Annotated in this window: 19 protein-coding genes and 1 tRNA gene; 6 read left to right on the forward strand and 14 right to left on the reverse strand. The window is 46.4% G+C overall.

Translation table 11 applies throughout. From position 1 onward, the window contains the following. Positions 1-58 precede the first annotated feature (58 nt). The gene (locus ACO0KZ_RS03340; RefSeq protein ID WP_422992692.1) at positions 59-775 is read left to right on the forward strand and encodes a transglutaminase-like domain-containing protein; all 717 of its coding nucleotides are present in this window, start codon (positions 59-61) and stop codon (positions 773-775) included. Between the two features lie 66 nt (positions 776-841). Then, positions 842-1,246, forward strand: a complete 405-nt coding sequence (gloA, locus tag ACO0KZ_RS03345; protein ID WP_422992694.1) for a lactoylglutathione lyase — start codon at positions 842-844, stop codon at positions 1,244-1,246. Between the two features lie 52 nt (positions 1,247-1,298). Here gloA and pgi read toward each other — a convergent pair whose 3' ends face one another. From pgi to ACO0KZ_RS03370, 5 genes are all read right to left on the reverse strand, one after another. Further along, entirely contained in the window at positions 1,299-2,945 is a 1,647-nt protein-coding gene (gene pgi, locus ACO0KZ_RS03350; protein WP_422992696.1) for a glucose-6-phosphate isomerase, read from the reverse strand. An 18-nt stretch (positions 2,946-2,963) separates the two neighbouring features. Further along, the gene (rsmA, locus tag ACO0KZ_RS03355; RefSeq protein WP_422992698.1) at positions 2,964-3,737 is read right to left on the reverse strand and encodes a 16S rRNA (adenine(1518)-N(6)/adenine(1519)-N(6))-dimethyltransferase RsmA; all 774 of its coding nucleotides are present in this window, start codon (positions 3,735-3,737) and stop codon (positions 2,964-2,966) included. A 75-nt stretch (positions 3,738-3,812) separates the two neighbouring features. Beyond that, a complete protein-coding gene (pdxA, locus tag ACO0KZ_RS03360; RefSeq protein WP_422992700.1) occupies positions 3,813-4,889 on the reverse strand; it encodes a 4-hydroxythreonine-4-phosphate dehydrogenase PdxA in 1,077 nt (358 codons plus the stop codon). A gap of 36 nt (positions 4,890-4,925) precedes the next feature. Further along, complete coding sequence (locus ACO0KZ_RS03365) at positions 4,926-6,377, reverse strand: peptidylprolyl isomerase (RefSeq protein WP_422992702.1); 1,452 nt, start codon at positions 6,375-6,377, stop codon at positions 4,926-4,928. Between the two features lie 106 nt (positions 6,378-6,483). Then, positions 6,484-8,748, reverse strand: a complete 2,265-nt coding sequence (locus ACO0KZ_RS03370) for an LPS-assembly protein LptD (protein WP_422992703.1) — start codon at positions 8,746-8,748, stop codon at positions 6,484-6,486. 426 nt (positions 8,749-9,174) lie between these two features. Between ACO0KZ_RS03370 and ACO0KZ_RS03375 the strand changes: the two genes are divergently transcribed. The 3 genes from ACO0KZ_RS03375 (at position 9,175) to ACO0KZ_RS03385 (ending at position 12,196) form a co-directional block, all read left to right on the forward strand. Further along, a complete protein-coding gene (locus ACO0KZ_RS03375; protein ID WP_422992705.1) occupies positions 9,175-10,212 on the forward strand; it encodes an aminoglycoside phosphotransferase family protein in 1,038 nt (345 codons plus the stop codon). 18 nt (positions 10,213-10,230) lie between these two features. Continuing rightward, positions 10,231-10,959: an N-acetylmuramate alpha-1-phosphate uridylyltransferase MurU gene (murU, locus tag ACO0KZ_RS03380; protein ID WP_422992707.1), complete on the forward strand. Its 729-nt coding sequence runs from the start codon at positions 10,231-10,233 to the stop codon at positions 10,957-10,959. 61 nt (positions 10,960-11,020) lie between these two features. Further along, the gene (locus tag ACO0KZ_RS03385) at positions 11,021-12,196 is read left to right on the forward strand and encodes an FAD-dependent monooxygenase (RefSeq protein ID WP_422992709.1); all 1,176 of its coding nucleotides are present in this window, start codon (positions 11,021-11,023) and stop codon (positions 12,194-12,196) included. Between the two features lie 55 nt (positions 12,197-12,251). Here the strand turns inward: ACO0KZ_RS03385 and ACO0KZ_RS03390 are convergent, their stop codons facing one another. The 5 genes from ACO0KZ_RS03390 to ACO0KZ_RS03410 form a co-directional block, all read right to left on the reverse strand. Beyond that, positions 12,252-14,066, reverse strand: a complete 1,815-nt coding sequence (locus ACO0KZ_RS03390) for a M61 family metallopeptidase (protein WP_422992711.1) — start codon at positions 14,064-14,066, stop codon at positions 12,252-12,254. A gap of 28 nt (positions 14,067-14,094) precedes the next feature. After that, positions 14,095-14,547 (reverse strand): DUF3429 domain-containing protein, encoded by a 453-nt coding sequence (locus ACO0KZ_RS03395; RefSeq protein WP_422992713.1) that lies wholly within the window; start codon positions 14,545-14,547, stop codon positions 14,095-14,097. Positions 14,548-14,708: 161 nt separating this feature from the next. Beyond that, the gene (locus tag ACO0KZ_RS03400; protein WP_422992715.1) at positions 14,709-15,320 is read right to left on the reverse strand and encodes a nucleotidyltransferase family protein; all 612 of its coding nucleotides are present in this window, start codon (positions 15,318-15,320) and stop codon (positions 14,709-14,711) included. An 18-nt stretch (positions 15,321-15,338) separates the two neighbouring features. Then, entirely contained in the window at positions 15,339-16,136 is a 798-nt protein-coding gene (locus ACO0KZ_RS03405) for a DsbC family protein (RefSeq protein ID WP_422992717.1), read from the reverse strand. 48 nt (positions 16,137-16,184) lie between these two features. Continuing rightward, positions 16,185-17,402, reverse strand: coding sequence for an FAD-dependent monooxygenase (locus ACO0KZ_RS03410; protein WP_422992719.1), 1,218 nt, complete (start codon positions 17,400-17,402; stop codon positions 16,185-16,187). 171 nt (positions 17,403-17,573) lie between these two features. On the opposite strand from ACO0KZ_RS03410, the gene ACO0KZ_RS03415 reads away from it, so the two are divergent. Beyond that, positions 17,574-17,649 (forward strand) — tRNA-Phe (locus tag ACO0KZ_RS03415). 166 nt (positions 17,650-17,815) lie between these two features. Here the strand turns inward: ACO0KZ_RS03415 and ACO0KZ_RS03420 are convergent. The 4 genes from ACO0KZ_RS03420 to ACO0KZ_RS03435 are packed head-to-tail and all read right to left on the reverse strand — an operon-like array spanning position 17,816 to position 20,228. Next, positions 17,816-18,763: a tyrosine-type recombinase/integrase gene (locus tag ACO0KZ_RS03420; protein WP_422992721.1), complete on the reverse strand. Its 948-nt coding sequence runs from the start codon at positions 18,761-18,763 to the stop codon at positions 17,816-17,818. Positions 18,764-18,809: 46 nt separating this feature from the next. Further along, a complete protein-coding gene (locus ACO0KZ_RS03425) occupies positions 18,810-19,055 on the reverse strand; it encodes a DUF4224 domain-containing protein (RefSeq protein WP_422992723.1) in 246 nt (81 codons plus the stop codon). After that, entirely contained in the window at positions 19,046-19,303 is a 258-nt protein-coding gene (locus tag ACO0KZ_RS03430) for a hypothetical protein (protein WP_422992725.1), read from the reverse strand. Before ACO0KZ_RS03430 ends, ACO0KZ_RS03425 begins: the two co-directional genes overlap by 10 nt. A 28-nt stretch (positions 19,304-19,331) precedes the next feature. Continuing rightward, entirely contained in the window at positions 19,332-20,228 is an 897-nt protein-coding gene (locus ACO0KZ_RS03435; protein WP_422992727.1) for a hypothetical protein, read from the reverse strand. Between the last annotated feature and the right edge of the window lie 84 nt (positions 20,229-20,312).

Raw genomic sequence — 20,312 nt, forward strand, 5'->3', positions numbered from 1 at the left:
AATGAAAGGGTATCGCCATACTAGAGCTACGATTAACTACCACTTAGGCGAAACTACAATGGAACGTTCTCTAGGTCCGACCACCTTATTAGATTTTAATCACCCTTGCATCATTCAACTCGTCACAAGCAGAGGCTGGCTGTCTCTCCCGATGGAACAGCGCATCGCGGAAATTTATGCTTTCGTGCAAAACGAGATCGCGTTTGGCTACAACGAAGCCGATGATTTACCGGCTTCACGGGTTCTGGCCGACGGCATTGGACAATGCAACACCAAAGGGACTTTAATTATGGCCCTATTTCGCAAGTGCGAGATACCGTGTCGCTTTCATGGCTTTACGATCAATAAGGCTTTGCAAAAAGGGGCGATCAGTGGGATCGCCTATGTGCTTGCACCAACTAGCATCATTCATAGCTGGGTAGAAATCTGGCATCAGGATCAATGGATTAATCTGGAAGGATTCATTTTGGACAAAGCTTATTTAAGGAGTGTACAGGAGCAGTTCAAAGAAACGGATGGTGCTTTTTGCGGCTACGGCATCGCCACCACATCGCTCGCGCAAGCTGATATCGAATGGGTAGGCAAGGATACCTATATACAAAAAGAAGGCATCAATCACGACTTTGGTATTTTTGATACGCCGGATGATTTCTATGCAAAACATGGCAGTAATCTCTCTGGCATAAAGCGATTTATCTTCTTACACTGGATCAGGCAAAGTATGAATCGACGCGTGCAAGATATTCGTCGGGGTAATTGGTCTTTTATAAAATGAGTGTTCAAAAACGTCTGATCAAACTCGGCGTTACAATAGCGTTTTCAATTTAACGATGAACTCACCATGCGCCTACTTCACACCATGCTACGCGTCGGCAATCTGCAACGCTCAATTGATTTCTACACCGAGATTTTGGGTATGAAATTATTGCGAACTTCCGATAATCCGGAGTTCCAATACACACTTGCTTTCTTAGGATTTGGCAGCAACCCAGAGCATGCAGAATTAGAATTGACCTATAACTATGGCGTTGAATCTTATGAGATAGGCACAGCGTACGGGCATATCGCGATTTCTGTGCCGGATGCGGCAGCCGCCTGTGCTGCAGTCAAAGCGCGGGGTGGAAATGTGACGCGTGAAGCAGGTCCCGTAAAAGGTGGCCGCACGGTGATCGCTTTTGTACAAGACCCTGACGGCTATAAAGTAGAATTAATTGAACGTGAGTTTGATACGCCTGTGACATTGTAATCATACAATGAACCAAGAGGCGCCGAGTACGGTGCCTCTTGGTTCATTCGTGTTAGTTATTCCCATACCGCCGGAAATAAGAAATCAAACCGCGCGTAGAATCATCGAGTTGCGCATCAAACGCCTGATTACCTTCAAGTGCGGGCAACAAACTATTGGCCAATTGTTTGCCGAGCTCGACGCCCCATTGATCAAAAGAATTCAAACCCCATACGACACCCTGCACAAAGACTTTGTGCTCGTACAAAGCCAGCAGCATGCCTAGCTGAAAGGGGTCTAAGCTAGTCATCAGAATCGTGGTAGATGGTTGGTTACCAGCGAATACTTTGTGTGGCAAAAGTTTAGCAATTTCACTTTCTTGCAAACCTGCCGCAGCCAACTCTATGCGTGCCTGTTGTTCAGTTTTACCAAAAGCCAAAGCAGAACTCTGCGCTAAACAATTCGCTAACAGGGGCGCCTGATGTCCGGGCAAAGGATAATCGCTACTGGCGGCGACCACGAAATCACAAGGAATTAACCAACCACCTTGATGCAATAATTGGAAAAAGGCATGTTGTCCATTGACCCCGATCTCACCCCAAACGATGGGATTGGCACGACAGCTCAAAGGTTCACCGTCTCGCCCGACAGTTTTGCCATTCGATTCCATTTCCAACTGCTGCAAAAATCCCGGCAAATGGCGCATCGATTCGTTGTAAGGTAAAACCGCAGTCGTTTCCGCACCGAGGAAATTGGTATTCCAGATCGACATCAAGGCCAACAGCACAGGCAAATTTTTATCTAATGGCGCACTACAGAAATGTTTATCCATAGTCTCGGCACCTTCGAGCAAGCGCTCGAAGCCTCGCATACCGATTGCCAGTGCGACTGACAGACCAACCGCTGACCATAAAGAATAACGTCCACCTACCCAATCCCAAATCTGTAGAATATTTGCGTCAGGAATGCCAAATTCATGGGCCTTACTAGGATTCGAGGTCACGGCAATAAAGTGTTTACCAATCGCCCATTCTTCCATCGCTGCTGCCAGCAACCAGGTGCGCGCTGTATGCGCATTAATACTGGTTTCTTGCGTGGTGAAGGTTTTCGACGCAACGATGAACAAAGTCGTATGCGGATCTAGTTTTTCTAGTAAAGGTGCTAGGTGGGCACTGTCCAGATTCGAGACGTAATAGAAATTCAGACCCGGATGCTGTAAAGCAGACAAGGCACGCGTTGCCAGTTTCGGGCCGAGATCAGAACCACCGATGCCGACGTTCACAATATTCTGTATTGCATCACCCTTGAAACCACGCCATAAGCCACTACGAACACGCTCGACAATATCGCGCATTTGTTTACGTACCGCATGGACTTCTGGCATCACATCATTTTCCGCGCTAGGGAATGGCGTGAAATCGGTGTGACGTAATGCCGTATGTAAGACCGCACGGTTTTCGCTAAAATTGATTTTCTCACCGGCGAACATACGATCACGCCAGTTCTCAACCTTGGAATGTTGAGCCAGCGCGATTAAATCATTCAAGGCAGCAGCATCAATGCGTTGCTTAGAATAATCAACCAGCAAGCCGTCTAGCTCTAACGAAAAATGTTTAAACCGCTCCGCATCACTCGCAAATAAGTCGCGTAGATGTTGCGTTTGCAAACGCGTCTTGTGGCCCAACAAGGCTTGCCATTCTAGTGTATTGGTCAGGTTCATATGCTGGGATAAATTAATTTAAGCGGGCAAAAGATTCGCCAGCGCGACGTATTGTTCTAACGGTATTGTTTCCGCACGTAACTGAGGATCAATACCCACCTCCATTAATTGCTGCTCAGTGAAAAGACCTGCAACGCAATTACGTATCGTTTTACGACGTTGCGAAAACGACTTGGTTACCACTTGTTCTAAGTTCTGCAATTTGCAAGGCAGTTTTTCTTTTTTCGGTATCATGCGCACAATCGCGGAATCGACACGCGGTGGTGGATCAAACGCAGTAGGCGGCACAATGAACAGTAATTCCATGTGATAGCGCCATTGCAGCATCACAGATAAACGGCCATATTCTTTACCGCCCGGCTCCGCCACCATGCGCTCTACCACTTCCTTTTGCAGCATGAAATGTTGATCTTCAACTTGTTCTGCATATTCGGCCAGATGAAACAACAAAGGACTAGAAATATTGTACGGAAGATTGCCAACGATGCGCAGCTTCTTACTATCATTCACGGGAATCGAGGCAAAATCAAATTGCAGCGCATCGCCCTCATGGATGATTAATTTTTTTGGATCAAAACTTTTTTTCAAGCGTGCTACCAGATCGCGGTCTAACTCGACTACATGCAGCTGATCCAAACCGTCGAGCAACAAGCGCGTCATCGCGGCCAGACCAGGTCCGATCTCAACCATGCTCTCGCCTCGTTGCGGATTAATGACACTAATGATGTCATTCAATACTTGCTGATCCGTGAGGAAGTTTTGCCCGAAGCGCTTGCGTGCGATGTGTTTCATGTTTTTTTGAATTGTGATTGAATACTGCGGCTAGAGTTAGAATAAATATCAAACTAAACGCAAATAGAAATAGAATTATTTAGCCAGCCCATTCGGACTAGCGGTTGCACCTCGACTAGCAGCTTGCCGTGCTACCATTTCTGCCGCGATACGAATCGCTACGCACATACTATTGGCATCCGCTAGCCCCGTACCCAATTTCGCTAAATCAAGTGCGGTGCCATGGTCAACCGAGGTGCGTATTAATGGCAGACCCAAGGTAATATTCACACCCAAGCCAAAACTGGCATGCTTTAAGACCGACAAACCTTGATCATGGTACATCGCCAAAACGCAATCAGCGTCTTTCAAGTACTTTTGCTGAAATAAGGTATCGGCGGGAAAAGCACCACGAACATCTATGCCCAAACTGCGCGCATGTTGAATTACTGGATTGATCACTTCAATTTCTTCACGTCCCAGATATCCGTTTTCGCCTGCGTGGGGATTTAAACCTGTCACGAAAATTTTGGGCTTACTGATGCCGAATTTTTCTTGCAAATCACTATGAATGATTTGTAAGGTGCGGAGTAAATGATCGAATTGAATCGCGTCTGGCACTTCACGTAATGATAAATGCGTGGTGGCTAAAGCAACGCGTAAAGCTTGTGGCAAATGATCAGACGCCTCGCAGGCCAACATCATTACGACCTGAGGCGTGCCCGTTCGCTGCGCCAGATATTCAGTATGTCCGGTGAAGACAACGCCTGCATCATTAATCGTACTCTTTTGCAGCGGAGCGGTCACCATGGCATCGCACCAGCCTTGCTGCATAGCCTCAACCGCAACATCTAAAGTCGCTAAAATCGCCCGGCCATTGCGTGGGTCGAGCTGCCCCGCCACCACATGCGCCGACAAGGGGCAATCGATCACTGTGATCTGGTCTTTGCCACAACCCGGCAGACCATTGTTGCGCAAGGCTTGTTGCGACACCCCCATGAGTCGGATATTTTTATCCAAGTCATGCGCGACCATCGCCAAAAAAGCGGCGTCACCGATCAAAACGGGTCTCACCTGTGCACGCAACTCCCACGCTGCCAGCAAAGATATTTCTGGCCCGATGCCGGCAGGTTCACCAACGGTAATGGCAATGACAGGTAAAGGTGAGCCCATTATGTTTAATCGTTATTACTCGTATTAATACTAAGTTTATTTTTGCTCGCTGCGGAACTCAACATAAGCGCGGTCACGCAATTGACGCAACCAATCTTGCAAAGCTTCTTCAGATTTACGGCCACGCACAGACTGGCGTGCTTCGGCGCGTTTGCGCTCTTTAGAATCTTCGGTGACTTTACGCTCGGTCACCTGAATCATATGGAAGCCTAACTGGGTTTCCACCGGATCACTGACTTCGTTGATGGCCAACTTATTCATGACCGCCTCGAACTCCGGAAAGGTATCTCCAGGGCGTATCCAACCGAGATCTCCACCTTTAGCAGCAGACGAGTCGATTGAATTGGTTTTTGCCAATTCTTCGAAGGTGGCTGTTTTGTTCGTGATCTTCTGTTTCAATTCGGCCAACGTCGTTTTGATTTGTGCTGCAGTCAACAATTGAGTTGGACGCATTAAGATATGGCGCACGTTGGATTCTTGAATAGTATTGGCAGCAGCGACTGGTGCGACATCACGCTTACCTAATAATTTCAGAATATGGAAACCATTTGGGCTGCGAATGATTTCAGAAAAACCACCAACGAAGCTAATCTTATTGACAGCTTCCATAAACTGAGGGGAAATCTTATCTTGTTCGCGCCAACCCACTTCGCCGCCTTTCAACGCCTCAGTTGAATCCGAATAGGTCGCTGCCAGTTTGGCAAAATCTTCACCTATACGTAATTTCTTATACGCTTCTTGCGCGCGCGCATTACGTTGGGCGATCACTTCTGGCGTTGCATTCTCTGGAATGCGTACCATGATGTGGCCGAGATTGATTTCCTGATTTTTGCTTGGCGCAACGGCTTCTGCGGCAAGGAAATTATCGATTTCTAATTCCGACACTTGAATCTTGCTATCGACTTCACGCTCACGCACGCGCTGCATCATGATGTCATCGCGAATTTCTTCACGGAAGGCAGCAAACGAAGTGCCATCACGTTCAATTTGATTGCGTAACTCTTGCAATGAGGTTTTATTTTGTTCTGCCATACGTTGCAAGGCACGATCTAACATAATGTCGTCCACACGCATGCCCTGCTCTTTCGCTAACTGTACTTGTAAGCGATCGATGATCATGCGTTCCAACATCTGTTTTTCCAGATCAACGCGTGCTGGCAAAGGCGTGCCTTGTGCTTTTAAAGAACGCTCTATGGAATTGAGGCGGTCTTCAACTTCCATCTTGGTGATCACTTCATCATTGACGACCACGGCTATACCGTTCACCACCTGCGCTCTGGATACCTTCTTAGGTACCGGTTTCGCGGTTTGCGTTAAAGTATCATCGATCGGCGCGGTTGGCGAAATCGCTTGGCTTTGGGCTTGCGCCTGTGCCGCTACCGGCGTTTTTGCGGCTTGTGACCATGCCGCTGACGACATGGTAAGTCCAAATAAGGCGGTTAAACATACGGATAAACCGAATGCTGACGGGCGTTTCAATTGATTCATGTGCAAATTGTGTCGCATAGTGATCCAAAATTCATAAAAAAATGAGGTCTTGCTAAATTACCTCGTCTTTTATCGCCGTTTTCTGGCGAAAGCTGCAATATACACGCTAATTCGTGGACTGATAACCTGAAATATTCTTTTTCAAAGTTTCCACTGGATTACTGCCGAAACCTAAGCGTGCTAATCCGTTCAACTCCAGTTGAATAGAAAAACCAGAGTTATTCGACAAATTGGTCGTCGCAAAACGATGGGCCACAAAACGCAAAGCCCAACAATCAGCACGGTATTCAAACCCTGCTAAACCTTCTACCAATTTACTATTTTGCAAAGAGTAATTACTCTTACCTACCACGTACCACCGCTGGGCCATCGGCCACTGCCCCGATAACTCCAACTGCTTCAAGACTTCACGTTGAAATTGATATTGCAAATTCAGTATCTTCTTGGGTGCCGGCTGCCAGCGAATTGCATAATTGGAGCGCACCGATTGTCGGTCACTCTGACTTACCTGCAAAGCTGCTTCTACATTCAAGGTATCAGACAACTGCCCGTTCCCGGCCAATAGCAGATCGGAGCGACTAGGATTGGTCTTGCCGTCCAGGCTTACTTTCTGCGTATTGAAGTAAAAACGCTGACCTAAAGCAAACTTAAAACGTTCAACCCCATTGTCCTCAATAAAGCGCGACACCAGTGCCGTAGTGACCTGATTTGAATCACCAATGCGGTCATGACCGGTAAAGCGGTTTTCACTAAAAATTTGCGCAAAATTAAAATCGGCAGCCGCCGTATCAAATAAAGGAAACTCTTTTTGATCACGAAACGGCGTATTCACATAGAACAAACGCGGTTCCAGCGTTTGCGTCATTTGCTCACCAAGCAGACTAGCACGGCGTTCGAAAATCAAGCCACTGTCGATAGATACACTCGGTACAGTTCTCTGCAAACTATCTGGTTTGCCAGGAATAGGATTATCGATTTGGTAGCTGGTCGCGTGAAATGAAATTTTAGGTACCACGAAGAACGCTGGTTGAATGTAGGGCAAAGAGATTTGCGGATTAAACACAGCACGCTGTCCACGCACTAAAGTCGGATGCCAAAAACGCGTCATCAAAGCATCCACCGACCAATCCAATCCAAATACGTCGCTCTGGCCCGCATGAAAACTTAACTGCGGCAAACGTTCATACGGCAGGGTTATCGGTGCAGTAATATCTTGCAAAACCTGATAGCTGGTTGAACGCAAAGATGCATTCCAGAATGAGCCATAATAATCTAGCCCTACTTCACGCAATAATAGACGTTGCGCCGTTTTGGCACTTGAATTTGAGAAATCGGCGGGATAGTCATTATCCGAGGCCTTGTTCATATTCCACGACAAAACCATCTCGGGCAGAACATTTTGCCTATGAATCGACGATCCTGCGTAACGCGTTGTGTCCGTCAATTTATCACGTATCACTTCTACCGCGGTCTCACCCGCGTAGGTATCGCCTAAATAACGACCTTCCAGCCCTAACTGCAAACCACGACGTGCGATGAATTTAGGATGTACTGTCAAATCACGGTTCGGCGCGATGTTAAAGTAATACGGCATGCCGAATTCGACACCACCTTTATTTGAGTGTCCTATGGTAGGTGGCAGCAAGCCGGAGTGACGTGCGCCAGACAAAGGGAAGCTAAAATTCATCCAAGAGGGCGTGCCCATAATCGGGACACCTTTAAAATAAAGCACCGATTTGCCTGCGACGCCACGATCCAAACCAGTGTCTAGGTTCATGGTATCGGCTTGCAGGTACCAATCTGGCGACAAGCCTTCGCAGGTGCTGTAGGTGCCTTTAGTGATTTTGGCTTTTTCTTCGTTTTCGAACTCAATTTTTTCTGCGTGACCTTGACCGTTATTTTTTGCCAGGAAGTAGGTCGGATTATTCACGAAGCCAGCGCCCGTCTCGATCACAAAACGCAACAAATCGCCACGATAACAATCACTATTGCGCTTCAACACCACTTTACCCGACGCGTCGAGTTGGTCGTCTATTTGTGAATAAGTCGCTCTATCCGCACTGAAATACAAATTGCCACGTCGCACCTCAACCTGATGGTCCAGATTAATTATTCTTTCAGGCTGCCCCGTCACCAATTCGGCCTGAATCACCGTGGGCGCGAGACTACTGTCGACTTCTTTGGTGCTGACGGCTTGATTTAAGTTCGTGGATTTTTTTTCTGTTTTTTCCGTACTAAGTAATGGCGTCGATAATTTACTATTTTGTCCATCAATTTTAACTTCTTGAACTTGAGCAGGCGCAGCTGTCTGAGCATAAACTGGCGCAAATGCAGTCAAAATAAAGCTAGCGATCAGGGTTTTGGCAAACACTGGATTTGCAGGAACCGTAGCTGCAGACGAGGATGAATGCGATAATACGATTTTGCTTCGTTTGCTGTTCCGGCACATGGAATAATTAGTTGATGGCATTAAGTTAAATGTTTCTCTGGCGCTAAGCGCTCGATAATAAGACAAATGCGAGTAAATACGAATCTTGCAATAGGCTAAAGCAGCTTACTAATTAATAAGCTACTGGCTTGCTCAGCTACTTAATAAGAGTTTTTAGCTAGCAGTCTACTAAAAGCTGACTATTATAGGCGCAAACACCCACTTGCAAGAAATCATGGTTGCTATAACAAGTGCTGGCAAGGAATCTAGCAATGAAGTAGCGACTAGGCAGCGACAAGCTCGATTTTTGAATCAGCCTATCGCGCTAAGAGAATTAATTATTTAGAAAACAAATAAAGAATCACGACTATGTCAACACTCCAAGATCAAGATACACAACGTCTACACAATTTACGTACCTGGTTGGCTAGTATTGCTACGCCACGGCTAGACTTAGATAGCATGCGCATTGCGTCCGCCGATGCCAGCTTTCGCCGCTACTTTCGTATTGATGGCGTAGCCGACGGCACCAAATACAGTTTTATCGTGATGGACGCGCCGCAACCGCAAGAGGATGTCAAACCTTTCATCCAAATCGCGGCCTTGTTTAAGCAGATCAATCTGACAGTGCCCGAAGTGCTAGTACAAGATACCGAGCAAGGCTTTTTGCTATTGACCGATCTCGGCACCGCGATGTACTCCCATGTCTTAAATAGCGACACGGCACATAAACTGTATCTCGACGCAATTGATGCCTTAATCCTGCTTCAGACCCAGAGCCAGCCAGATGTCTTGCAAGAATACGATAGAGAATTTTTGCAACGTGAATTAATGATCTTCCCAGAATGGTACATAGGTAAGCATTTGGGGGTCACACTGACGGAAGAACAAACTGCCAGCTTAAGCAAAGTATTCGACGCTTTATTGGCGAACATCGTGGCGCAACCGCAGGTCTTTGTACACCGCGATTATCACTCTCGCAATCTGATGTTGATGGACAAAGGCAATCCTGGCATTTTGGATTTTCAAGGTGCCCTGTATGGCCCCTTGACTTACGATCTGGTCTCCTTATTGCGCGATGCCTATGTACAGTGGGACGAAGAAATGGTTCTGGATTGGGCGATCCGTTATTGGGAAAAAGCCAAAAAAGCAGGTCTACCCGTCGCACCGGACATTGATAGTTTTTATCGTGATTTTGAATTCATGGGCTTGCAACGTCACCTCAAAATCCTAGGCATCTTTGCTCGCCTCGCCCATCGCGATGGCAAACAGCATTATTTGGATGATATTCCGACTGTCATGGAGTACGTACGCAAGACATCGCATCGTTATAAAGAATTGATTCCGCTGTTGCGCTTATTAGACGTGATAGAAAAAACCGCACCCAAGTTCGGCTATACCTTTTAATTAAATTCAGGTTCTCAGATGAAAGCAATGATATTGGCCGCAGGTCGCGGTGAACGTATGCGACCACTAACGGACACTTGTCCTAAACCTTTGTTAAAAGTGCGCGGTCGTCCTTTAATCGTTTGGCATATTTTGAATCTGGTGAAAGCGGGTATTACCGATATCGTCATCAACCATGCGCATCTCGGTCACATGATCGTTGAAGCACTGGGCGATGGTAGTAAATTCGGCGCAAAAATCCAATATTCAGCCGAAGCGACTGCCTTAGAAACCGCTGGCGGCATCGCACAAGCACTGCCTTTATTAACTGATGGCGAAACACCTTTCATTGTTGTCTCTGGTGATGTCTACATTCCGCATTTTAATTTTGCCGAATGTATAGATACTTTAGAAGACAAAGATATGTGGGGGAATCCTCATCCTCTAGACGAACGGGATGTCGCGTGGCTCTACATGGTAAAAAATCCCGACTTCCATCCTGCAGGCGATTTTTCATTGAGTCTGATGGGTCTGAGCAATGAAGACAATGAAGCTGCTACGCGTTTAACCTTTGGTAATATCGGCGTGTACAGACCTGAAATGTTTGCCCATATCAAAGCGGGAGAGCACGCCAAACTCGCACCTATCTTGCGCGATTATGCGGACCGGGGTCAGCTTGGTGGAGAATTGTACCGTGGGATTTGGCATAACCTCGGTACACCGGAGCAACTTCAAGCATTGAACGCCCCATTGACCAAGCTTAATTGATCCATACACAAAAACTATAAGTAGAATTGGTGTAACTATCATTGTGGGAGCAGTCGCCAGCATGTCAGACCTCAAGCAAAGCAACAATATCGACGGGATAAATCAAGTCAGCAAAATTGCTATTTGTGGCGCTGGCCCAGTGGGGCAAGCATTGGCATTGCTGCTGTACCAAGCCGGATTCGCTGCACGTGATATCGTTTTATTCGATGCAAAAACCAGCGAACAAACTAGCCAAGATGCACGCAGTATTGCCCTCTCCTACGGCAGTGAGCAGTTACTAAACCAGCTAAATGCGAGGCCGCAAAAATCAACCGCGATCAAAGAAATCCATGTCTCGCGCCGCAAACATTTTGGACGCAGTTTTATTACGGCGGAAGACTATCAATTGCCTGCCCTAGGCTATGTTGCGCGGTATGGCGATATCGTTAGTCCCTTAGAATTGGCACTTCAAAGAGTGGGCATTGTGACGCACCGACCAGTGCAAGTCAGCCGTATTGAAGAAGATGAACATCAAGTCGCCATTCAATTACAAGATGGTAGTTCGCATCGTGCCGCATTCGCCATCCAAGCGGAAGGTGGCAGCTTCTCTGACCAAGAAGAACGATCGCAACACCATGATTATCAACAAACCGCAGTTATCGCGCATGTAACTGTTGATAGGCCCATATTGCATCGCGCGTTTGAACGTTTTACAGATCAGGGTCCCATTGCATTATTGCCGCAAGAAGATGGTTATGCCTTGGTATGGTGCCTGCGCCCCGACGCGGCAAGCGCCAAATTAGCACTGAACGATAGCGCTTTTTTAAACGAATTGCAGGCGGCTTTTGGTGAACGTCTTGGTCAATTCATCAGTACTAAAAAACGTGTTGCCTATCCTCTCGGATTGAACGCGCAAGCGCTGGCAACGCGTCGTACTGTACGCATAGGCAATGCCGCGCAAACTTTACACCCCGTTGCGGGACAAGGTTTAAACTTGGGATTACGTGATGCTTTTAGTCTCGCGCAATGTTTGGCAAAAAATGACTCGCCACAAGCACTGAGTCACTTTTTGTCGCTACGCAAGGCCGACCGGCAAATCAGTATCAAACTAACCGACACCATGGCAAAAATCTTCGCCAGCAGTCAAGATGGCAGCATAGCGCAGAGTCTGCTCGGTTTGAGCTTAAGTGCAGTTGATGTACTACCGCCGGTGAAAAAGATGCTTGCGGAACAAATGATGTTTGGCTGGCGCGGATAAGGCAAGAAAATCTGCAGGGTGCATCGCACACCCTGCAAAAAGCGGGCTGGTCGCTTTAAATCGACGGACGTTTCTTCGACAAAGCCAGCTTTTGATTCGCCGCTAAGCTTAAGCTCAGATTGGGCGCATCATCTGCTTGCAACTTCGCATTAAGGGTTAGTAACTCATCGCGACGGAATGCATGAATCTGCACTGTCTCACCCACACTATATGCACCCAAAATACGACTTAAGCCATTAGCCGCATCTGCAGCCGTCACACGCAAACCATTCATCGCTATCAAGACATCATTCGCGGATAAACCCGCTTTATGTGCAGCGCCGTTTTCATAGACATGCGCTAACTTACAATCAGCACCACTTTGTCCAACACGAACATTAAGCGAGGCTTTTTTAGTTGCATTCTGATCGCCGACCTGCACTCCAAAATCCGCATACAAAGTTGCTAGTGGCAAATCCTCGGTGCCTTTGATGTATTTATCGATGAAGCGTTTAATCTTCAAACCAGTGACTTGTTCAACCAAGACTTCAAACTCTTGTTCACCTAAACCTTGCTGCTTTGCATTTGGCACTTGGTCGTAAAAATCTTGTCCAAATTTTTTCCACAAGGCGCGCATCACATCATCGAGTGACTTTTTACCCTGAGTTTCTGCCCGTATCGTCAAATCCAATGCCAAGGCAACCAATGAGCCTTTCGCGTAGTAACTGACAATCGCATTCGGTGAATTTTCATCCTGACGATAATACTTAGTCCAAGCATCAAAACTCGATTCCGCCACACTTTGCTTCTTACGCCCCGAACCACGCTGTACTGTGTTGATGGTCTTAGCGATCAGCTTCAAATACGCCGCTTCGTCAATCAAGTCGCAACGACGCAAAAACAGATCGTCGTAATAACTAGTGAAACCTTCAAACAACCATAGCAGGCTGGTGTAATTTTCTTGCGCCAAATCGTAGTCAGCAAACACGGCTGGCTTAATCCGTTTGACATTCCAAGTATGGAAGTATTCATGACTGCATAAAGCCAAGAATTCACGGTAGCCTTCGCTAAAGCTGGCATCGTTCTTGGTCGGCAAATCGGCACGATTACAAATTAAGGCGGTCGATGCACGATGTTCTAAGCCACCATAGCCTTCACCCACCGCCAAAGTCATAAACACGTAACGCGACATCGGTGCTTGCCTAGTGCGCGGCTCGAAGAATGCAATTTCGGCTTCGCAAATTTTCTGCACGTCTTTAGCGATACGGTTCAAATCAATGTTGGGCACCTTACCTGTCACCACAAAATCATGCGGTACGCCGTGCGCACTAAAACTGATCAAGGCAAAATCACCCATTTCGACAGGGTGATCGACCAGCTCATCGTAATCTCTGGCGATATAACTGCCGAAGCCATAACGCTTGGCTTTCAGTTCTGGTAATGAAGTCGCGATGCGCCAAGTCTTTGCCACGCTGGCATCAGGTCGCTGAATATCAACGATATGAGCAAGCTGTTCTTGACCTCGCACCTGCAAAAATACACTCGTACCATTAAAGAAGCCATGACTTTGATCCAGGTGCGCCACGCGTACCGACAAGTCCCAAGCGTAAACTTCATAAGTGATGGTTAAGGCTCCCTCGCAAGGCGCTGCCTGCCAAGTCGTCTTATCCAATTTTTTTAGGCCGACTTTTTTACCATTCGCGTGCGCTGCGATACGGATAACATTACGGGCGAATTCACGCACCATATAACTACCTGGTATCCATACAGGCAGCGAAACGATCTGACCATGTGCATCTGGCTGAGCAATCCTCAGCGTCACATGAAACAAATGCGCTGCTAAATCATGTGACGTAATACTGTAATGAATGGCTGCATTATGTTTTGTCATTGTGTTTGTCTCTTTGTCCGCCAGTTAATTACAAGCGAATATTCGCTGCAAGGAAAGTAAATACCTGCGTCGTCACAACCACGCAAGTCAAACGGAAACGCAGCTCCACGAACCACTCTGGCATATTGAAACGCACGTACATACGCTTATCGTATTGATAGGAAAAGATAAACGCCAGCACTTGAATCACGAAACCCAGCAGCATATTCGACATGGCGAACCAGGCAATAATCGCTGGCAATACACCCCACAACAAATCCCGTTTTGCTTCTTGAGCATCACGTTCTTTACCGATCAAAGCCAGCCCCCAATGCAGACCGCCTAGAAAACCTAAAATCGCGATGCCGTACACCAACTGCGCGTCGATAAAAAACTCCATCCAATCGGGATGCACGATCCAACACAGCAAAGTCAATAAGACAAAAGGGCTCAAACCAACCAAGCCAAGTCGCGTAGCAAATTGTTTATCAAGAGTATACATAGAAGGCTAAAAGAGATTGTTTATCAAGAGTATACATAGAAGGCTAAAAGAGATTGTTTATCAAGAGTATACATAGAAGGCTAAAAGAGATCGCCAGACCTGCAGCGAGTAAAGAAAGACGCTATTTTAGGCGAAATAATGAGCCGTTGGGATGAGAGTCGTTAGGTTCCAGCGACTTTTGTGTCAATCAAATCTGCGGGAACATCAATGTCACGCAATATGCCCTGATCGGACACGGCAATCTCGGTCACGGGATAGGTTTGCAAAAGCTGGCGCGCGCCACGATCGCCTTGTAAACTCAGCAGTTGCGGTAAATATTTGATCGCAAATCCAACTGGATTTCCTCGTTGCCCCTGGTAGGTGGGCACGACAATCTCTGCCCCACCGATCAAACTCGAACGAATTTGCAATAAAGTTTCGCCACGAACAAAAGGCATATCCGCCAAAGCGATGACCACGGCATCAATGTCTGCAGGTATTTGTCGCAATGCCGTCACCAAAGAATTGGCCATGCCATCCTGTGCGGTTTCGCATATACAAAATGGCAGTGCTAGCTCAGTCAAGCTTTGCTGTATCTGCACCGCATTCTCAGAGACCACTGCAATACTGTTTGGAAAAGCCTCTTTTAACTGACTAGCACTGCGGGCAATCACGGTTTGCCCCGTCGGCAAAGTCTGCAAGAGTTTATACTGCCTACCGCTAGGATCAAAACGCTTGCCCTGCCCCGCCGCGAGCAAAATTCCGTAGCACAAGAAAGCGTCTCTATTTTTCAATCAATTAACCAAGTTTCTTCACTTCATGGCGACGGGAATCGCTTTCATAGTGGCGAGCTTATCTTCCAAGGCTTTGACATCCACCATACCTGGCAAACGCGAGCCGTCAGTGAATATCACGGTTGGCGTTCCAGTCACCCGCATTTTTTTACCCAAAGCCAAAACTTTTTCATGTGGTGTGACACAACCCGCCGCTGCCACAGGAGCAGCTTTATTATTCAACATCCAATCATCCCATGCCTTGCTACGATCAGGCGCACACCAGATATCACGTGACTTGGTAACAGAATCGTCCGCCAAAATATTGTACATAAAGGTATAAATCGTAATATTGTCTACGCCTTGCAATGTATGGCGAAACTTTTTGCAATAGCCACAATTTGGGTCCTCGAAAATTGCAATGACGCGCTTGCCATTTCCTTTGACGTACTTCACTGAAGCATCCAAAGGCAGCTCCGCAAAATTCACACGATTTAATTCATCAGTACGCTGCTTGGTAAAATTCACCGATCCTTTAATATCGATAATGCTACCGACAAATACGTATTTTGCTTTTTCATCTGTATAGACAATCTCATTACCCATACGCACCTCGTACAAGCCACCATAAGGTGTCTTGATCACCGAATCCACTTTCGCGCCAGAACCAATATTCTCGGCTATCATTTTTTTGATATAAGCCTCGGTTTGGGTGGGCGTTGGTGCCAGTGTTTGCACTTTCGACTGTGACGCTGACGTTTGCGCATTAGCTACGCCTGCTAAAATACTGACACTCATCAAAAGTACGCTACGCAGACTAATTAAATTATTTTTCATTATCAAAATCCGAAGCTGTAAAAATTCAATCCAAATTTATTGAAAAACTCACTTCCCCATCGCATGGGAAATCAGTTTTCTTTTTAAGAGTGGCAAGCGATTAAGTAAGTTCAATCCTGCGCTACGCGCCAGACGAACGGCAGGTATTTCACTACCAAAGAGTCTAGCCAAGCTATCTGTTGTCAACTGCATCAGTGCGACTTCCTCACTACGAGCACGTCGATAACGACTCAGAACACGTGCATCACCACAGTCGCGATACGCCTCACGATTGATCACTATATCTAATAAACTCTGCACATCGGCAAAACCTAAATTCATCCCATGCCCAGCCAAAGGATGCACCGCGTGCGCAGCATCACCAATCAAAGCAACACGTTGAGCCACCAAGCTATGCGGACGAATAAAACGCAATGGAAAAGCCTTGATCGACTCCGGCAACAAAGGAGTTAATCTTCCAAGCGACTCGGCACAATACACATGCAAACGTTCAGCCAAACTAGACAAAGGTTCACGCAGTAAATCGGCCGCCAAGGCATCGGGCGCCGACCAAACTAAAGACACTTGATTACCAGGCAAAGGTAGCAAAGCAATAATTCCCTGCTCAGCAACAAACCATTGATGAGCAATCCCATGGTGTGGCTTTTCACAAGCGAAATTAGTCACTACACCTTGCTGGCCATAAGAACGATAATCGAGTCCTATATCAGCCTGACCGCGCACCCAAGAATGCGCACCGTCTGCACCGACCACCAAGCTAGTTTGCAATTCACGACCATCCGCCAACCGTATACGAGCACAGTTGACATCACTGCTTAATTTTTCAGCAGAACCATTCATGCGCTGAATATTTGGCGCAAAGCGCAAAGCTGAATCCAGCGCTTGGTTCAAATTACCATCTTCAACGATCCACGCGAGTTCACTAATATATGAGCCATAAGCATCAAAACCTAATTCCGCCTTGGCATCCGGAGCTGCATCCTGCACCTGCATCGCAGTCACCGGCGCAATCCTGTTGGCATCCAAAGCATCCCATACTTTTAAGCCATGCAATAAATGACGCGCCACATGATTTAAGGCAAACACCCGCACATCCAAGGCATCCGGCAAAGCATTAACAACGTGCATGGACGCTGTACTATTGTCCACCGCCGCACTCAAGAGCGTTACCGACAAACCTGCTTGAGCCAAACCCAGAGCAGCCGCCTTACCCACCGCACCGTCACCGACGATACAAATATCCGAACGAATTACCTGATGGCTCATAGCAAACCTCAATTCAGCAAAATCCAACAAAAACCGCATTAGCGTTACATTATACGTGAGCCGACTCCCTTCTTCAGAAAGCCTCAAGCTAAGCTGATATCAGTCAAACATTCAGGTCAAAACAGAAATTATTTGCTTTTTCGAAGATAAGTGTCTATAATTCTTGGTCTTGGCCTGGTAGCTCAGTCGGTAGAGCAGAGGATTGAAAATCCTTGTGTCGGTGGTTCGATTCCGCCCCGGGCCACCAAGAAATTCGTATTAAAAATAAGGGCTTACAGCGAGGTAAGCCCTTATTTTTTGCGCGGTCAGTTCTACAATTCTTGGCCTAGTTCTACAATTCTTGAAAACGCATCGCTTTTTTGTGCACTCATCGAGCGCCGATACTACTAGCCGTTATATGGCTTAATTGACGATTACTTCGCTGGACGCTTAAGAGGCTTCACCAAGTCCCCTTTTCGATCACGTGTATAAATTTCTGTTGTGGTTCTATTTTTGTGACCTAACAGACTTTGCGCATGCGCCAAATCTTCGGTATCAGTAGCCGCCTTTGCACGTAAATCTCGAAATTGAAAATTTACACCAGACTCCTCTCTAGCCTTATCAAATCTTGAACGCATGGCTGCGTAGGTTAATTCCTGCCCATTTGGGTCTTGCAATAATGATTTATTCACCTTGTCACGTGGTTTTGCCATAATGCGATCAATGACAGCGGCCAGTTCACCTTCAATGGCAATTCGTAGCTTCTTGCCAGTTTTACCTTGTTTGATGAATAACTTACCATCTACGATATCAGTCACAAGTATTTTTAAGACATCGGCCGGGCGCTGACCTGTACACAAAGCCAAATCCATAGCGTCCTGAACCGTAGGATGCACAACATCCCAAACCGCAGTATATTCGTCGTCAGAAACATATCGATCACGTGGTTTCTCTTTAAAACCTTTAATGCCAATACACGGATTCGTTAAGTCGGTATAGCCCCAAGCCCTAGCATGATTGAAAATCGTGCTAAAAAGTGCCTTCTCCCGGTTCGCACGAACCTTCGAACTTTCGCCACGATGCCTCACATAGTCTGCAATATCACGGGGCCGTATCTTGTCTATCGGAATATGTCCAAAAACCGCTATCAGTAGCGCAGCATACTGCGAATAATCCCTTTGAGTATGCGCCTTTAAACTCGGCAATACTTCTTTCAAATATCGATTCGTTACCACTGTAAATGTCTTGTCTTCCTCTTGTACTGGGTCATTCTCCAGTTCGGTCCACTTCAACCTGGCTTGATTCAAATCTTTTCCTAGTGCAGTCCACTTACGTGGAGCAACACTGGAAACATGGTAATAGCCACCTTTCTTCATGTGCATGCGCACAGGTAGGTTCAAATTATTAGTTCGTTTTCGCCCCATGGTTTTATCTGCTTCTCATCTGGTTTAACGCTTGGAAGTTCGGTTTCACTGTAAGCCCCACTAGTTCAACCTCCCCCCTAGAACTAGCCACCCCTCCCCCTAAACGGGACTCAAAATAAGAACGTGCTACTTTTGGGCGCTGTTGCGCTGTCACCTCAAATTTCCAGTTGTGACTGCGCAGCCAATCAATTTGACGACAGTAGTACGTGTAACCCGTCAGCTCTTTTAATTCATCAGCGTTTAAGAACATACGGCCTCCCCGCCACTAGCGACCAACTTCAAGCCCTCACACATATCATTGATCGCAGTTCGCACTTCTTCAATCTGATACATTGCTGGGTCAATTAAGTGATTCAACAACTCTGCACAGGATTGCAAACTCTTTTCCTCGCTGTTGCCGCTGTAGAGCGTGTTTTGACAAATATCATTTAAGGAACTGATAGCCAAAAGCTGCTTTTCTAAGTTATCAATTTTTGATTTGAGTTCTGTGATTTTCATAAAATTTCCTTGTTTTTGTTTTTAGTGATTAGGCGGTTTTTTGAGTTAAATTGGTTAGTACAGGTACATGGGAAACACCGGGGAATTCCATAACGTCAGCAGTTCCAATACGTGACATCAATAGCCCGATGTGTTGATGCATAAGTTCCAATTCCTTAGCCACTGCATTGGCCTTATACATTTCTCTCAAGCGCGTATTCTCTGCCAGCAGTTCGTCATACTTTTGGCTTGCGGTTTTCAATTTATTTTTGTGGATGAGTAGTTCATTAAAACAAGCGCGATTGAAATAGAGATCTGTTGATGAGCAACGTATTTCAGGATGTTTATAAGAGCAAAGAAGCGCTTCACCATCGACATATTCAATATAGAAATCATGAAAGCCCGGCCTCGTTAAAAAATATGCTGGGTCCTGCATTGTCGAATGCATCATCCACCACATAGAAAACGGTATTGCTGACGTACCCGCTTCCCACCTTTTTATAGTGCGCTCATTCACTCGAATCAATTCCGCTAATTGTGTACAGCTCATCAGCAAAAAATATTCACGCCAATTCTTAAAATCAGCTGGTGAAATGCAATGGCCTTCCATGGAATAGCGGTAGCGCTTCAGAATGTTTTTCAGTGCAATATCGCCAGCATCTAAATTTTTTACCGCTGGGTATCTAGTCGGATTCGTAACGTCATAATCCTTTGCCAGACTACACACTTGCAATGGCTTGATGTCATAAGTTTTGTGCAGGCGATCAATAAACACTTCCCTAGTTTCCCTTGCCACGAACTTCTTTTTTTTCACTTCGACATTGGCCTTTACGGTGTTCCTATTCTTATTGATGTTCAACACGTTTTTACTCGGTTCATCAAACAAGCCTAGGCGCTTTGCAGCCGCCGCCATTTCTACCTTCTTATCAAAAACCTTCTTTGCCATGGTCAATTCCTCTTTTTTTATAGAAAAATCAAATCTTCAAGACGTAGCAATCCCCGCTAATGACTTAAAGCGTTTTTTACTTCA

Origin of the sequence: Undibacterium sp. Di24W (assembly GCF_049340325.1) — a bacterium.
In the GTDB taxonomy this organism is placed as follows: domain Bacteria; phylum Pseudomonadota; class Gammaproteobacteria; order Burkholderiales; family Burkholderiaceae_D; genus Undibacterium.

Excerpts from the sequence above, each read along its gene's own strand:
- ACO0KZ_RS03340 (WP_422992692.1), top strand. The coding sequence starts at position 59 with ATGGAACGTTCTCTAGGTCCGACCACCTTATTAGATTTTAATCACCCT.
- gloA (WP_422992694.1), top strand. The coding sequence starts at position 842 with ATGCGCCTACTTCACACCATGCTACGCGTCGGCAATCTGCAACGCTCA.
- pgi (WP_422992696.1), bottom strand. The coding sequence starts at position 2,945 with ATGAACCTGACCAATACACTAGAATGGCAAGCCTTGTTGGGCCACAAG.
- rsmA (WP_422992698.1), bottom strand. The coding sequence starts at position 3,737 with ATGAAACACATCGCACGCAAGCGCTTCGGGCAAAACTTCCTCACGGAT.
- pdxA (WP_422992700.1), bottom strand. The coding sequence starts at position 4,889 with ATGGGCTCACCTTTACCTGTCATTGCCATTACCGTTGGTGAACCTGCC.
- ACO0KZ_RS03365 (WP_422992702.1), bottom strand. The coding sequence starts at position 6,377 with ATGAATCAATTGAAACGCCCGTCAGCATTCGGTTTATCCGTATGTTTA.
- ACO0KZ_RS03375 (WP_422992705.1), top strand. The coding sequence starts at position 9,175 with ATGTCAACACTCCAAGATCAAGATACACAACGTCTACACAATTTACGT.
- murU (WP_422992707.1), top strand. The coding sequence starts at position 10,231 with ATGAAAGCAATGATATTGGCCGCAGGTCGCGGTGAACGTATGCGACCA.
- ACO0KZ_RS03385 (WP_422992709.1), top strand. The coding sequence starts at position 11,021 with ATGTCAGACCTCAAGCAAAGCAACAATATCGACGGGATAAATCAAGTC.
- ACO0KZ_RS03390 (WP_422992711.1), bottom strand. The coding sequence starts at position 14,066 with ATGACAAAACATAATGCAGCCATTCATTACAGTATTACGTCACATGAT.
- ACO0KZ_RS03395 (WP_422992713.1), bottom strand. The coding sequence starts at position 14,547 with ATGTATACTCTTGATAAACAATTTGCTACGCGACTTGGCTTGGTTGGT.
- ACO0KZ_RS03405 (WP_422992717.1), bottom strand. The coding sequence starts at position 16,136 with ATGAAAAATAATTTAATTAGTCTGCGTAGCGTACTTTTGATGAGTGTC.
- ACO0KZ_RS03410 (WP_422992719.1), bottom strand. The coding sequence starts at position 17,402 with ATGAGCCATCAGGTAATTCGTTCGGATATTTGTATCGTCGGTGACGGT.
- ACO0KZ_RS03420 (WP_422992721.1), bottom strand. The coding sequence starts at position 18,763 with ATGCACATGAAGAAAGGTGGCTATTACCATGTTTCCAGTGTTGCTCCA.
- ACO0KZ_RS03425 (WP_422992723.1), bottom strand. The coding sequence starts at position 19,055 with ATGTTCTTAAACGCTGATGAATTAAAAGAGCTGACGGGTTACACGTAC.
- ACO0KZ_RS03430 (WP_422992725.1), bottom strand. The coding sequence starts at position 19,303 with ATGAAAATCACAGAACTCAAATCAAAAATTGATAACTTAGAAAAGCAG.
- ACO0KZ_RS03435 (WP_422992727.1), bottom strand. The coding sequence starts at position 20,228 with ATGGCAAAGAAGGTTTTTGATAAGAAGGTAGAAATGGCGGCGGCTGCA.